We start from the raw sequence: 16,038 nt of genomic DNA, 5'->3' as shown, positions 1-16,038 counted from the left end.
TTTACATGGAAAAGCAATATCTTTTTATTAACGGGGAAATTATTACAGTAAACGAGAGAGATCAAATAGCTGAAGCGATTGCTATAAAGGAGAATAAAATTATTGCAGCTGGCTCGAATGACACAATATTACAATTAAAAGATGATGACAGTGAGATTATCGATTTAAAGGGAAAAACACTTATTCCTGGACTTATAGATTCTCATTTGCATATATCTATGTACGGAACAAACAGCTTATCGATTTCGTGTAAAAGCGATAGTGTTCAAACAATTGATGACCTGCTGAGGGAAATCAAAGCAAAGGTTAGTAAAACACCACAGGGTCAATGGATTAGAGCGTGGGGATATAATGAGCAAACAATTGCGGACAAACGTTTTCCAACGAAGGAAGAACTAGATGCTATTACGACTGAGCATCCTATCATGATTACAAGGACATGTGGTCATATTTCAGTTGTTAATAGCCAAGCACTTCAGATTGCGGAGTTTGATAAAAACACACCAGACCCTGATGGGGGAAAGTTTGATCGCAAAGCCGAAGGTGAACTTACTGGACTATTACTTGAAAATGCACATATGAAGATGTTTTCGATTGCATCCTTTTCAGAGGAAGAACTATCGATTGCACATAAAGTCGCTTCTGAACATTTTGCAGAAAAAGGAATTACATCCATTCACGATGCTACTGGCTATGGTCTGGATAATCTCAGATCTCTGCAAGCTGATAGTAAAAACGGACTGATAAAACAAAGAGTTTATGCTATGGTTGGTGCTCTAAATGATGCCCAAGAGGTTGTTAAGCATATGGTTGATGCTGGAATTTATACTGGGTTAGGAGATGACAAGTTCCGAATTGGGCCTGTGAAGCTTTTCCTTGACGGTAGCAGCAGTGGGCCAACCGTTTGGACTCGAGAAGGCTACACAAGTGATTCAAAAAATTATGGAATACAATATTTCTCGCAAGAAGAAGTAGACGATTTATTTATACCTGCTCACGAAAAAGGATGGCAAATTACTGCCCATGCGCAAGGGGATGCTGCAATCGATATGCTCTTAAAAACGATTGAAAAAGCAAATGCATTACATCCACGAGAAAATACGAGACATCGGATTGAACATGCAGGAATTGCAACACCTGACTTAATTGAACGAATGAGAAAACAAAATGTTGTACCAATTCCTAATCCAGCTTTTCTATTTGAATATGGTGATGGTTATGTAAAAAATTATGGTGAAAGAGCCAATTCGATGTACCCAATGGGTGATTATCAAAAGGCAGAAATTCCTGCAGCAATCGCTACTGATTGTCCAGTAACGGACTTTAATCCAATGCGTGGTATCCATGCTGCTATGACCCGGAAATCAAACTCAGGTCAAGTGATCGGGGAAGATAAAACAGTGTCTCTACTCCAAGCAATTCGTATGTATACATTAAACGGTGCCTACGCATCATTTGAGGAAGACACTAAAGGAAGTATTGAAACTGGTAAACTTGCTGATTTAGTATTACTCGATCGTTCGATTTTAAATGCAGATATTGATGACATACCAGATGTCCAAGTAGAATGGACGATGATTGACGGAGATATCGTATATAGAAATTCTAAGGTTGGCGCCCAAGCATGAGTAGATTGCTGCCAAATGTAGATACCGTTCTTACTCTATCAGGAACATCATATGAAATAGGATTTAAACATGGCAGCCTTGCAAAAGAGCAGGTGCACAGCAGCTTACAAACGTATGAAAAGCTCTTTAAAGAAACATCTGGAATCTCCTGGAAGGAAGCATGCAATAAAGCACTATTACATGTTTCCGCAGTTGAAAAATATAATGCAAATTACATGAAGGAGATGGAAGGATTAGCTAAAGGAGCAGCAGTACAATTTGAAGATATACTTGCACTGAACGCTAGAAGTGAGATTGCATTAAGCACCGCACCAGATGGTTGTACTTCCTTTGCATTAACGAAACCGAAAACATCTAAAACATGGTTAGCACAAAACTGGGATTGGAAAGGTGCGCAAATAGACTCTTTAGTTCACCTTGAAATTCAGCAGGACACTTTGCCAACAGTACAGATGATTACAGAGGCTGGTATTATTGGAAAAATCGGCTGCAACAGTGCAGGTGTTGGTGTATGTCTCAATGCATTAGTAACCAATACATGGCAGCCTAAAGTTCCTATTCATTTAGGGCTAAGAGCTATTTTAGAATCGGAATCATTTGAAGAAGCTATCTCTAAAGTTGATCGTAATCAAATGGCATCTGCTGCACACTTTTTAATCGCATCGAAGCCGGGAGATGCAGCAAGCTTGGAAGTATCACCAATTCATACTGCAAGAATTGAGGCAACAAATGGGACGCTTGTCCATACCAATCACCTCTGTTCAACGGAAATGAGAGACTTCATCAGGGAAGAGGTAGTACCAAACTCTTACAGTCGATTTGATACAATTCGTAACCAAGTAAAAGATTTAAAAGAAAAAGCTTTAGAAGCCGAAGATCTATTTCACTTCCTATCCAATCATGATAATTATCCGAATTCTATTTGTAGTCATGTTACGAACGATACAGACGAAGAATCTGCCCTAACCGGGATGGAAACCGTGTTTAGTATCGTTATGAATTTAACAGATAATAAGTTATCCTGGATAAAAGGGAAACCATGTAATCGTATTAAATAATATGAAGGAGGATGCATAATCGATCTTCTGGTTATGCATCTTTATTGTTACTTTTTATTTATTAAAAGGTTAAGCTGCAAATAATACGGTGATCTTTACAATTTGTATAAAAATATGGAAATTATTAGACATATTGTAAAATGCAAATCAAATGAATCTCTTGTAGGATAGGAATAACAATAGATTTGTACTAATTTTTTAATGAAAGCGCTTTATATAATGATGATTAATTCTAACGTACAACCATCAAATCAGTGCGGGTTTAAAGGGGAGAAATTTTATGGGAAAAGTGATGAACTGGGATGAATGGGCTGATCTTGATGCCATCGGTCTTGCTGAATTAGTAAAGAATGGACAAATTTCTTCGCAAGAGGTGGCCAAGCAGGTTACCGTAGCTATCAAAGCCTTAAATCCCGAAATTAACGCTGTTATTGAAGTTTTTGATGATGCGATTAATGAACCTATGAAAGATGGAACAAATCCGGATGGGGTATTCGCGGGAGTACCTTTTTTAATGAAAGATTTAGGCCCCACTGTCAAAGGGCGTCTGCAAGAGATGGGCTCTCTTTTTATGCAAGGAAATCGTTCTCAAGCTGACAGCTTCCTGACCGAGCAGATCCGTAAAGCAGGTCTTAATATTATAGGTAGAACGACAACACCTGAGTTTGGGCTCTGCAGTTCAGCAGAGAATCCAGAAGTCTACGTAACACGAAATCCTTGGAATCTTGAATATACGACCTGTGGTTCTTCTGCTGGCACGGCAGCTTCGGTTGCTGCTGGTATCGTTCCACTCTCACATGCGACTGATGGTGGTGGCTCGATTCGAATACCTGCTGGTGTAAACGGAAATATTGGTTTAAAGCCATCTCGTGGGGTCTTTTCGGTAGGACCTGCTGGTTCGGATTTAATGGGAGTTGTCTCTGCTCAAGGATGCATTTCACGTACGATTCGTGATACTGCTGCGTTTGTAGATAATTGCAGGGGTGGGGCACCTGGCGAGTTTATGCCTTATTGGATGCCGAAAGAACCGTACTCTGAGCTTATTCATCGGGATCCAGAGAAGTTGCGTATCGCGGTTTCGCATGAGTGGGGAGATTATCGGGCTACACCGGAAATTGTTGCTGAATTGGAGCGGACAGCACGTTTTCTTGAGAAACTCGGTCATCACGTCGAGTGGGTTATTCCTGATATTGATTTCCATACTGCTTACGAAGCGCAGACTTCATGCTATATCATGAATTTTTCACAAGTGATTGCAGAGTTGTTGGAGCAAAAAAACTTAGAACGGCCACCTGTCAAACTGATTGAATCAATGTGTATTAAAGTATGGGAAGAAGGGCGTATTGCTTCCTATACGGACCGCGCGAAAATGCAAGCTGCCTTTAATCAAACCTCCCGTAGTCTAGGCAGCTTTTTTGAAGCTTGGGATATCATTCTAACTCCAACAATGGCATTACCTACACCGAAAATTGGAACGAAGGAATATTTGACTACTAGTGATAACCCATCTGTGTACGATTGGTTTGAGAATCTATGGAGCATATTTGCTTATACTTCGATTGCTAACCTTTGTGGGCTTCCGGGTATTTCGTTACCGATGGCTAAGCTTAAAAACGGGCTTCCATTAGGAATTCACGCCCTTGCACGTCAAGGAAATGATGGATTGCTTCTGCAACTAGGAGCACAGATTGAACGAGCATTGGATGGGAAATGGAATCAGGGTCAGCGTCCTGCAGTCCACGTAACGTCTATATAACGAGTAAATAGGAGAGCAATTATTTTAAAAATAAGCGTGATACCTTCTGCAAATTAAGATGATGTGTGATAGGTACCACACTTATTTTTTGAGTTTTCCTTTATTTTCTTTCGGTTTTAGAATTCCGTATTATTTAGCATTTTATAGGCGCTGACTGCCAATTCAATCGCCTGTCTTTTAGTTGGTTCCATAAAGTCATCACCAAGTAACTCTTCTATTTTTTCCAAACGGTGATAAAGCGTTTGCCGTACAATATAAAGCCGGTCAGAAGTCTCTTTTTTGGATCCCATGGTATCGAGAAATATAGAAAGGGTTAAAAGCAGGTTACCCTTTATTTTTTCCTCATATTCTAATAAAGGACCTAAATACTCTGATACATAAGCTTTTAATTCATTTTGGTTAAGCTTTGATAAAAGACGATAAACCCCTATCTCTTCATAGAATAGCGTATCCAAGAGTTTCTTTTTCTGAATAAAAAGTACTTCGTTTGCTTCATGACAGCATGCAGCTATTTTTTTATAATCTTTTTGAAGACTGCTTATCCCAATGCCATAATGATCTCCGTGAAAAATATGATTCTCATGAATGTTGCGAATTTCCTTTGCTAGAATAGTAAAACTGTCGATATCTCTTATTGTATTACTCTTCTTATAGAAAGAGGCGATTACTGCAATTTTATTTTTGGTAACAGACATAGCTGGGAAGAAGCCATTTTTCTTTAATAATGATCTTAGAATGATAGACTGTTGTAGCTTTATCTCTTCCCAATCTTCTTCTTTCAAGTATTCTTCAATGGAATTATTTTCAATAAGAATCAGTCTGTAATAACAATTATTAGCAGGAGCAGGCAGGAATTTATGTGCTATTGATGATTCAAATTCCTCGCCGTGCAGTAATTTTTGAACAATTTCCTCTTCTTGGTTTTGCTTTCTTTCTTCAATCGTTCGATTTCGAAGCAGGATTTGCGCAATGGCTAATGAAGCACGATCCATCACGGAAAATGAAAACTCATCCAAATCATTTGATTTCTTTTGTAAACAGAGATTTCCCCATGAATGACCAAGTCCTTTAATTGGAAAAGTAGTGTAATATTCATTATCCAATAGATGATCTCTATATGGTTCCAATTTTATAGAATTATTCATTATCAAGTTCATAAATTCAGTACGCTCTTTAAGTTTAAGCGGGTAGTAAAATGCTTTTTTATCATCGGTTATGAGTAAAGCAGTAGCATGAAATAGATCGTACAGTTTTTTTAGGATTTTTAAAATACCGTTTGGTTCTAAAGATAATTCATTAAATTGATTCGAGAGAACATGTAGGTGGTTGAGCATTTGATGATGTCTATTGATAATAATCGTATGTAAATCCTGGGTGATATCTACAAATTTAACAATTTGTGAAAAAGCTATGATGGGAAAATGGTGTTTGTTAGCGAATGCTATAATTTCTGGTGCTATTGCTTTCACATGTGTTCCAAGTTCAATGCAAATTCCAGCGACATCTTTTTCAATTAGTTTATTTAGCTTAGGTATTCCTGCTGGTGAATCAAATTCGATGTTAGATCCTGTAGTAAGAATTAATTCTCCTCCATTTATAAATGAATCAAACGCTTCCATCTCTAAAATATGTGACCATTTTATTTCCCGATCTTTTCCCTTTTCCCCAGCAATTAATTTCGCATTTTTAAATATGTCTCTGCCTAATATATCATTTATAGTTACTTTCCAATTTTCCATGGACTGCCCTCCAAATTGTAAAATAAAAAAATGATTTATTTTACTTTATGTAAAATGCTTTTTTAAAATAAACGATATAAAATAATTATGTAATAGAAAGAAAGTTGTGTCAAACTTAATAATTAAGAATTCTGTAAAAGGAAACTAAATACAACATGATGAGCAAAATGGACATTTCGTTAAAAGGAAAATCTAAACATGGAAGGAGAAGGTAAAATGGAAACGCTTCAAAAACAAACATTAGTTGAAAAAGATCGTCAAAATGTGTGGCATCATATTTCACCCTATAGTAAAGAAAATGCGCCAATGATTGTAGAGGAAGGGAAAGGTTCTTGGATTACAGATCATGAAGGAAACAGGTACCTTGATGGAATGTCTGGATTATGGTGTGTCAATGTTGGCTATGGACGCGAGGAATTAGCTAAAGCTGCTTATGAACAGGTTAAAAAAATGGCATACACTCCAATGACACAAAGCCATCTTCCAGCGATTCAGTTAGCAGAGAAAATAAATGAATTGCTTGACGATGATTATATGATCTTTTATTCCAACAGCGGTTCAGATGCGAATGAGGTAGCATTTAAGATCGCTCGTCAATATCATCAACAGAATGGCGATACAAACCGCTACAAAATTCTTTCTCGTTATCGTGCTTATCATGGAAGCTCGATGGGAGCTTTATCTGCAACAGGCCAGGCATTAAGGAAATATAAATATGAACCGCTGACTTCTGGGTTTTTACATGTTGCACCACCGGATAACTACCGGAAACCAGAAGGAGTATCAATTGAGGAATATAATTTACAAAAAGCGAAAGAAATAGAAGAAACAATTATTTGGGAACAAAAGGAAACGATTGCCGCGGTTATTATGGAACCATTAATTACTGGCGGCGGTGTATTAATACCACATTCTGTATACGTGGAAGAGGTTGAGAGAATTTGTAAGCGCCATGGTGTTCTTCTTATCATTGATGAAGTAATTTGCGGGTTTGGAAGAACGGGTAAATCTTTCGGACATAAACATTTTAATATTAAGCCAGATATGATAACGATGGCAAAAGGCTTAACGAGTGCCTATTTACCACTATCGGTAACAGCAGTTCGAAAGGATATTTACGAAGCATTTAAAAGCAATGAAGAGAATAGCCATTTTCGTCATGTGAATACATTTGGTGGAAATCCAGCTGCTTGTGCAGTAGCATTAAAAAATATTGAAATTATGGAGAGAGAAAATTTAGTTGACCGATCTGTAGAATTAGGAGAACGTTTGCTAAATGGATTAGATGAATTGAAAGCTTATGATTATGTTGGGGATATACGTGGGTTAGGTTTAGTCGCTGGAATCGAAATTGTTGAAGATAAGCTGACGAAGGAACCAGGCTCAAAGGAACGTGTAGGAAAGCTGATTGCGGATTGTAAAGACAGGGGATTGATAATTGGTAAGAATGGAGATACAGTTGCGGGTTATAACAATATTTTGACGCTAAGCCCTCCATTATCATCTACAGATGAAGATATTGATTTTATTATTTCTGTTTTACGAAAAGTTTTTAGTGAGAATGCTGATAACTAACAAAATGCATAACCAGGGAAATTAACAGTTAAGTGTTCGGAAAAATCAGTAGGTGCAGATTAGTCAACCTATTGGGATAAAAATGCTAGACTAGAAGAAATCTATATTTCTAAAAGATGAAGCTAGGAGGATTTCAATTGACACAAACAGCAGTAAAAGAAGTTAAAAACTATATCGGTGGAAAATGGGTAGAAGCGAATACAGATAAAACGGAAGCCGTGTACAATCCAGCAACAGGTGAGGTGATTGCAAACGTACCTGTCTCAACAAAAGAGGATGTTGATCATGCAGTACAGGTAGCCTCTGAGGCGTTCCAATCATGGAAAGAAGTAGCGGTCCCAAAACGTGCCCGTATTCTATTTAAATATCAGCAGTTGCTCGTAGACAATTGGGAAGAATTAGCGAAAATCATTACGATTGAAAATGGAAAAAGTTACGCGGAAGCATATGGTGAAGTGCAACGTGGAATTGAGAATGTAGAGTTTGCTGCAGGTGCCCCGTCCTTAATGATGGGAGAACAGCTTCCATCGATTGCAACAGAATTAGAGTCTGGTGTATACCGCTATCCAATCGGTGTTATTGGTGGGATTACGCCATTTAACTTTCCAATGATGGTGCCTTGCTGGATGTTCCCGATGGCAATCGCAACTGGAAATACGTTTGTTTTAAAGCCATCTGAACGTACCCCGCTTTTAGCAAATCGTTTAGCAGAGTTACTAGAGGAAGCAGGTTTACCAGAAGGTGTGTTTAATATTGTGCATGGAGCACATGATGTCGTTAATGGTTTACTGGATCATAAAAAAGTAGCAGCAATCTCTTTTGTTGGATCGCAGCCTGTGGCAGAATATGTATACAAACGCGGAACGGATAACCTGAAGCGCGTGCAGGCTTTAGCTGGGGCTAAAAACCATTCGATCGTTCTGGCAGATGCTAACTTGGATAATGCAACAACACAAATCATGAATGCAGCATTTGGTTCCGCTGGTGAACGTTGTATGGCAGCATCAGTCGTTGCGGTTGAAGATTCCGTTGCGGATGAATTTATTTCTCTGTTAACGCAAAAAGCCAATGAAATCGAAATTGGCAATGGGCTAGATAATGGTGTATTCCTAGGACCAGTGATTCGAGAGCAACATAAAGAGCGAACACTGAACTATATTGAAACAGGAGAACAAGAAGGAGCAAAACTTGTGCGTGATGGTCGAAATGATGAAGCAGTTCAGCAAAAAGGCTACTTTGTTGGACCAACAATTTTCGATAACGTAACCTCAGAAATGAAAATCTGGCAGGATGAAATCTTCGCACCAGTATTATCAATCGCGCGTGTGAAGGATTTGGATGATGCAATTGATTTATCCAATCAATCCCGTTTTGCGAACGGTGCTTGTATTTTCACCAAGGATGGTGGAAGTGTTCGTCGGTTCCGAGAGACAATTGATGCAGGTATGCTTGGTGTCAATATCGGAGTACCTGCACCAATGGCATTCTTCCCATTCTCTGGATGGAAAGATTCGTTTTATGGCGACCTTCATGCGAACGGAAAAGATGGATTGCATTTTTATACGAGGAAGAAAGTTATTACGACGAAGTGGGTTTAACACCTAGGTAACATATAACGGAGCTTATCAGAATTGTTAATGGTAAGCTCTGTTAAGTTTTGAAGTAAAGTTCAAGGAATAGCGAAGGAAGGATAAAATAAATTTAATCTGTTTGGGGGATCGGTTACAGAAAATATTCGATCTGGCCCCCGTATAATTAGCTTGACATAAGTAAAATATAAATTTTTATAATGTCAAAAAAAGGAAGAAAATTCTTCGAAATTGTCGGTCCATTGTTAAGATTAAATTATTAAAATTAATTAATGGAATATTCGCTGTTTTAGAAATGGATGAAAGATACCCTCTAATAAATTCACGTCATACTAATTAAATTTTTGGCATCACACTTTTCTCGATCTTCTCTTACACCACTAGTGAATTTATATAATTATTTCCAGCAATATAAGCAAATAAGCTTTAATGAAGAAGATTGCTATAGTTAAAATGGTGATTTGCTAATAGGTTACCGCATAAGTATATAGAGATTGTTCAAAAAGTCCGGTAAAAATGACACATCGAGAACAGAGGATCTTCGACTAACTACCGAGACATCCTGTGTCGAACGTCGAAGTCACCACAACACGCGAGAAGCTCGTTGGCTTGCTTTTCCGTTCCTCACGTACCAAGAGATTTAATGAACTTCTGTTAAAACCCGTCCACGTCCTGTGGACAACACAGAAGTCACCACATCCTGTGGAAGCCCGGTACGGGGAGCAACGCCGCCTCGAACTTCGATGCACAGGATGTGCTAGTGTCGGCGTCGCAAAAGGACGTTGCAATCTTAGACGACCTCGGTCCTTTTTATCCTCCTTTTTGAACATGAATATATAGTAATCTTCTATTTCATTTTTAAAAAGAGTTATAAAGGGAGGTTTATCATTGAGTGATTTATTAAAAAATCTTATATCAGGTGAGGTGCTTGCAGCAAACTTTGAGGAATCTAAAACAAGTTTTAACACCGAGGAAGCACTGGATGAAGCGAATCGGTGTTTATATTGTTATGACGCACCTTGTATCACAGCATGCCCAACAGGGATTGATATACCGGGGTTCATTAAAAAGATTGCTTCTGGGAACTTGAAGGGGTCTGCAACAACGATTATGAATTCAAATCCTGTCGGGGCTAGTTGTGCACGAGTTTGTCCTACAGAAGAACTTTGTGAAGGTGCCTGTGTACTAAATCAATCTACCAAACCTATTCCAATTGGGGATTTGCAACGATTTGCTACAGATTGGGCAATTAAGAATGAAGAAGTATTATTTAAGGCAGGTGAAAAGAATGGAAAAACGGTTGCTATTGTCGGCAGTGGACCTGCTGGCTTATCAACGGCACGTGAATTGGCTCGATTAGGTTATGCAGTAACTATATTTGAAGCCAAAAGTGAAGCTGGTGGGTTAGATACATTTGGAATTGTTCCTTTCCGTCTACCGAAAGATATTTCACTTTGGGAAGTGGAACAAGTGGAAAATTTAGGAGTGGAAATTCGAACGAATACCGAAATCGGCAAGGATATTCTTGCGGATGATCTTGTAGAACAATATGATGCGATAGTACTAGCTATTGGAATGTCCAAAGTTCCAATGCTCGGAATTGAAGGCGAGGAACTAGAAGGAATATACGACGCTATTGACTTGGTGGAAAGAACGAAAAATGGTGATTATGCAGAGGAGTTTATTGGAAAATGTGTTGCTGTTATCGGTGCAGGGAATACCGCAGTTGATGGTGCGACAACGTCTGTGAGACTTGGTGCTGACAATGTGAAAATTCTTTACCGTAGAACGGAAGCTGAAATGACTGCTTATGATTTTGAATATGAGTTTGCCAAACAGGATGGTGTGGAATTTAGATGGTTGACCAATCCAAAACGTCTTATCAGTGATGAAAATGGGCATGTAAAACAAATGGAATGCGTGAAGATGGAGTTACATGAAGCTGAAGGAGATGGACGCCCTCGACCAGTGGAAAAAGAAGGATCCGAATTCTTGATGGATGTAGACATCGTTGTCAAAGCCATTGGTCAAACAAGACATATGAAAATGATTGAGGCTTTTGGTTTGAATCATAATGGCGGAGTTGTAAAAGTTGACCCAGAAACTTTTATCACATCTAATCCAAAAGTGTATGCTGCAGGAGATATGATTTTTGGCAAAGGGCTTGGAGAAGCAATGGTCGTAACTGCTGCTCAACAAGGAAAAGATACGGCATTAGCAATTCACGAACGCTTTAAAGAATCTGTAACAGATATGCATAATAGAGTTAATTAAATATAAGGAGGATGTAAATGGCTGATATAAGTATTAATTTTGCTGGAATCAAATCACCTAATCCGTACTGGCTGGCATCTGCACCCCCGACGAATACCGGATATCAAGTACAGCGTGCTTTTGAAGCAGGATGGGGAGGGGCTGTATGGAAAACATTAGGAGAACCAGTATTAAATGTCACCTCTCGATTTGGTGCCTCTCATTTTAACGGACAGCGAGTTGCTGGTTTTAACAATATAGAATTAATCTCAGATCGACCACTAGATGTTAATTTGAAAGAAATCTATGAAACGAAGAAACTTTTTCCTGAACGTGTCATTATCGCTTCCTTGATGGTAGAGCCTAAGCGTGAAAAATGGCATGAGATTGTAAAAAGAGTTCAGGACGTCGGAGTTGATGGGTTTGAGCTAAATCTTGGCTGTCCACATGGCATGTCTGAAAGAGGAATGGGTTCAGCTATTGGTCAGCATCCAGATTTAGTAGAAATGACGACAATGTATGCCAAGGAAGCTGCTGAGGTTCCAGTTATCACGAAACTGACTCCAAACATTACAGATATAACAGCAACAGCAAAAGCTGCTGCTCGAGGTGGGGCAGACGCCATCAGTTTAATTAACACGATTAATAGTTTAATAGGTGTAGATTTGGATACATGGAACACGCTTCCAAATGTGAATGGAAAAGGGGCACACGGTGGTTATTGCGGACCAGCAGTGAAACCAATTGCATTAAATATGGTTGGAGAGTGCGCAAGAAATCCGGAAGTGAATATCCCGATATCGGGAATTGGTGGAATTTCTACGTGGCAAGATACCGTGGAATTTATGCTGATGGGTGCTGGTGGTGTACAAGTATGTACAGCAGCGATGCATCACGGATTCCGGATTATTGATGATTTAACAGAGGGCTTGGAAAATTATCTGGATGAAAAGGGAATTGATTCCCTAAGTGACATAATAGGAAAATCTGTTGAAAAGTATACGGACTGGAGTAACCTGGATTTAAATCATAAGGTGGTTGCCCGTATAAATAATGATGTCTGCATTAATTGTAATAAATGTCATATAGCCTGTGAAGATACATCCCATCAATGTATTGATATGCTTACAGATGAAAATGGAAATGATATTCTGAGGGTAAGAGAAGATGATTGTGTTGGCTGTAATCTATGCTCCATCGTTTGTCCGGTGGACGGTGCGATTGACATGATTGATTTAATTCCAACTGAAGCCCCGATGTCCTGGAATGACCGTCAAGCAGCAATTGAGATACTGGAAAGACGCTAATTACTGTCGATAGAATTTTATATGAGGGAGGAATCATAGATGAAAAAAATTATTAAAAATGGAACGATTGTCACAGCAACAGACACGTATCAAGCGGACGTATTAATTGAAGATGAAAAAGTAAAAGCGATTGGTCAGGATTTAAGTGATGTCTATGCAGAAGTTATTGATGCAACAGGACTTTATGTTTTCCCTGGAGGCATTGATCCGCATACTCATATGGAGATGCCGTTTGGTGGAACTGTAACAAAAGATGATTTTGAAAGCGGAACCATTGCAGCTGCATACGGTGGAACAACGACGGTTATAGACTTCTGTTTAACAGAAAAAGGAAAACCGCTGAAAAGTGCTTTGGAAAAATGGCATGCTAAATCAGAAGGCAGAGCAGTGATTGACTATGGATTTCATTTACAAATCGTAGAAGCAAATGAAAATGTCTTACAGGAGATACCTTCTATAATTGAAGAAGGAGTGACTTCCTTTAAAGTATTTATGGCTTACAAAAATGTTTTACAAGCAGATGATGAAACACTTTTCCAAACCCTAATTACTGCAAAAGACCATGGTGGATTAGTTATGGTACATGCAGAAAATGGGGATGTTATCGAACACTTGACACAAGAAGCGTTAAAAGCAGGCAATACAGATCCAATCTATCACGCCTTAACTCGCCCACCAGAACTGGAAGGTGAAGCAACAGGCCGTGCTGCGAAGTTAACGGCATTAGCTAATTCTCAATTATATGTAGTGCATGTCACTTGTAAAGAAGCAGTGGAACAAATTGCTGAAGCTAGAAGCAAAGGATTCTCTGTTTACGGAGAAACTTGCCCCCAATATTTAGTACTTGATCAAACCTATCTGGAAAAAGCTAATTTTGAAGGTGCAAAATATGTATGGTCTCCGCCATTACGCGATAAATCTAACCAGGAAGTATTGTGGAATGCCTTGAAAAGTGGAGAACTGCAAACAATTGGTTCCGACCATTGTTCCTTCGACTTTGATGGACAAAAGGATTTAGGAAAAGGTGACTTTACTAAGATTCCAAATGGTGGGCCATTTGTCGAAGATCGTTTTAGCGTTCTATTCTCTGAAGGCGTGAAAAAAGGACGCATTTCTATTAATCAATTTGTTGACATGGTCTCAACGCAGGCTGCCAAATTGTTTGGGTTATTCCCGCAAAAAGGAACGATTGCGCCTGGGACAGATGCTGACATCGTCCTATTCGATCCAAATGTGGAACGTACGATTTCCGTTGATACACATCATTCGGCCGTTGATTATAGCGCCTTGGAAGGGATGAGGGTAATTGGTCAGCCCGTAACAGTTCTATCTCGCGGAGAATATGTCATCAAGGACAAGGAATTAATAGCCAAACCAGGGACAGGGAAGTTCTTAAAACGAGCCAAATTTAATTCTGTGCAAATGAATGAAGAAGAAAAAGTTAAAAGCATTTAAATGAACTTCATGAAATCTCCTGTAGCTGCTTGATGAATAAATAATGAAGCAGCTTTTCAGTTTTAATTTACAAACAAATGAAGAGGAGGGTGGATTGTATTCAGGAAAGGGATATCGCTCTTACTTAAAGTCCCTGGATAGGATTTAGAAAATGCTATCTTAGCAGCAAAAAATAGAATGATTAGATTAGGGGGATCACATTGTCAAGCTATCAAGCGTTTTTACAAGAAAAACAGCTAATTGATGAGTTTGTTAATAACGGTTATAAAATCACTGCGATTACAGGGAGTTTGGACGGTGATAAGGTGGAGTTCCGAAAAGAGGGCTTAATCAAAATGAAGTCCATTCTGCTTTTGAATGCTGATAGTAGAAAGTATGTAACGACACTACTAATTAAACGACAACTTCAAAAACAATAAAACCAGGAGGAGTTACGGTGGAGAAACAAAAAGTATTAATTAATGGAGAAAGATTAAAACGAACGGTGGAAGAATTTGCAGACTATGGAAGAACAGATAATAACGGTGTCACTCGTTTAGCATTATCCGAAATTGATATAAAAGTAAGGGATCATTTTAAATCTGTCTGTGAAGCGTTAGGGATGACGGTAAAATGGGATGATATGGGTAATATGTATGCGACGCTAGAAGGAGTGGAAAATGACAAGCCCCCAATTGTTATCGGATCGCATTTGGACTCCGTAGAAAAAGGGGGAAGATTTGACGGTGTACTAGGTGTTTTAACTGGCCTTGAGGTAGTAAGAGTATTGGTCGAAAATAATATCAAGCCACAGATTCCAATCGTGGTAGCTAATATCACCAATGAAGAAGGTGCTAGATTCGAACCTTCGCTGATGGCTTCAGGGGTCTTATCAGGAAGGTTCGATAAAGATGAGATGTTGAGGTCGACCGATAAAAATGGCATCACATTTGCCGAATCTTTACATGCAAGTGGTTATAAAGGAAATAAAGAAAACCGCCTGACAGATGCAAAGGCTTTTTTGGAACTGCATATTGAACAAGGTCCTGTTTTAGAAAGTGAATTCATCAATATCGGAGTAGTAGAATGTGTGGTAGGCATGTGCTGCTATGAAATTGAAGTAGTTGGAGATTCTGACCATGCGGGTACTACTCCAATGCAAATGAGAAAAGATGCCTTATTTGCAACCAATTCCTTAATCAATGAAATACGAGAGCAAATGAGTAAATTGGACAGTGATCTTGTTTATACCATAGGCCGGATGAATGTTAGTCCGAATATCCATACAGTGATTCCAAATAAAGTCGTTTTCACACTTGAAGCTCGTCATAAAGAAGCGGCTACAATCAGTCAAGTTGAGGACATTATTCAAGGATTAACGGAATCGGACACAAAAGAAAAATGTGAAGTAAAGGTAACGAAACTCTGGGACCGTGATACAGTGTGGTTTAATGAAAAACTTGTAGACGCTTTAGAGGAATCCTGCAGGTCCCTAGACTACTCGTATAAACGCATACCAAGCGGTGCGGGACATGACGCGCAATTCATTGCGACATTTCTACCTGCTGCTATGGTCTTTGTGCCAAGCGTTAATGGAAAAAGCCACGCCGAAGATGAACTAACATCCTGGGAAGATTGTGAACGAGGGGTAAATGTCGTTTTACAGACAGTTTTGGATTTATCCAGCATTTAAAGCAAT

General features: G+C 38.9%; 11 protein-coding genes. 10 read left to right on the top strand and 1 reads right to left on the bottom strand.

The window, feature by feature from the left end:
- Positions 1 to 5 precede the first annotated feature (5 nt).
- From MHH64_RS18375 to MHH64_RS18365, 3 genes are all read left to right on the top strand, one after another.
- A complete protein-coding gene (locus MHH64_RS18375) occupies positions 6 to 1,628 on the top strand; it encodes an amidohydrolase (protein WP_340002152.1) in 1,623 nt (540 codons plus the stop codon).
- Positions 1,625 to 2,686, top strand: coding sequence for a C45 family peptidase (locus MHH64_RS18370; RefSeq protein WP_340002151.1), 1,062 nt, complete (start codon positions 1,625 to 1,627; stop codon positions 2,684 to 2,686). The genes MHH64_RS18375 and MHH64_RS18370 overlap by 4 nt, the downstream gene beginning before the upstream one ends.
- A 280-nt stretch (positions 2,687 to 2,966) precedes the next feature.
- Positions 2,967 to 4,442: an amidase gene (locus MHH64_RS18365; RefSeq protein ID WP_095310964.1), complete on the top strand. Its 1,476-nt coding sequence runs from the start codon at positions 2,967 to 2,969 to the stop codon at positions 4,440 to 4,442.
- Positions 4,443 to 4,558: 116 nt separating this feature from the next.
- Here MHH64_RS18365 and MHH64_RS18360 read toward each other — a convergent pair whose 3' ends face one another.
- A complete protein-coding gene (locus tag MHH64_RS18360; RefSeq protein ID WP_340002150.1) occupies positions 4,559 to 6,181 on the bottom strand; it encodes a PucR family transcriptional regulator in 1,623 nt (540 codons plus the stop codon).
- Between the two features lie 216 nt (positions 6,182 to 6,397).
- On the opposite strand from MHH64_RS18360, the gene MHH64_RS18355 reads away from it, so the two are divergent.
- From MHH64_RS18355 to MHH64_RS18325, 7 genes are all read left to right on the top strand, one after another.
- A complete protein-coding gene (locus tag MHH64_RS18355; protein ID WP_303447534.1) occupies positions 6,398 to 7,756 on the top strand; it encodes an aspartate aminotransferase family protein in 1,359 nt (452 codons plus the stop codon).
- Between the two features lie 137 nt (positions 7,757 to 7,893).
- Entirely contained in the window at positions 7,894 to 9,354 is a 1,461-nt protein-coding gene (locus MHH64_RS18350) for a CoA-acylating methylmalonate-semialdehyde dehydrogenase (protein ID WP_340002149.1), read from the top strand.
- Positions 9,355 to 10,257: 903 nt separating this feature from the next.
- Positions 10,258 to 11,619 carry an NAD(P)-dependent oxidoreductase gene (locus tag MHH64_RS18345; RefSeq protein WP_340003287.1) on the top strand — a complete coding sequence of 454 codons (1,362 nt, stop codon included), beginning with the start codon at positions 10,258 to 10,260 and terminating at the stop codon, positions 11,617 to 11,619.
- A 17-nt stretch (positions 11,620 to 11,636) separates the two neighbouring features.
- Positions 11,637 to 12,905, top strand: coding sequence for an NAD-dependent dihydropyrimidine dehydrogenase subunit PreA (preA, locus tag MHH64_RS18340; RefSeq protein WP_095310956.1), 1,269 nt, complete (start codon positions 11,637 to 11,639; stop codon positions 12,903 to 12,905).
- A gap of 39 nt (positions 12,906 to 12,944) precedes the next feature.
- Positions 12,945 to 14,360, top strand: a complete 1,416-nt coding sequence (hydA, locus tag MHH64_RS18335; RefSeq protein WP_095310954.1) for a dihydropyrimidinase — start codon at positions 12,945 to 12,947, stop codon at positions 14,358 to 14,360.
- Between the two features lie 200 nt (positions 14,361 to 14,560).
- The gene (locus MHH64_RS18330; RefSeq protein WP_095310952.1) at positions 14,561 to 14,779 is read left to right on the top strand and encodes a hypothetical protein; all 219 of its coding nucleotides are present in this window, start codon (positions 14,561 to 14,563) and stop codon (positions 14,777 to 14,779) included.
- Positions 14,780 to 14,796: 17 nt separating this feature from the next.
- Complete coding sequence (locus MHH64_RS18325) at positions 14,797 to 16,032, top strand: Zn-dependent hydrolase (protein WP_095310950.1); 1,236 nt, start codon at positions 14,797 to 14,799, stop codon at positions 16,030 to 16,032.
- Positions 16,033 to 16,038 lie beyond the last annotated feature (6 nt).

The organism is Oceanobacillus sp. FSL K6-0127 (assembly GCF_037983385.1).
In the GTDB taxonomy this organism is placed as follows: Bacteria; Bacillota; Bacilli; order Bacillales; family Amphibacillaceae; genus Oceanobacillus; species Oceanobacillus profundus.
This window is presented reverse-complemented; position numbering and strand designations above follow the sequence as displayed.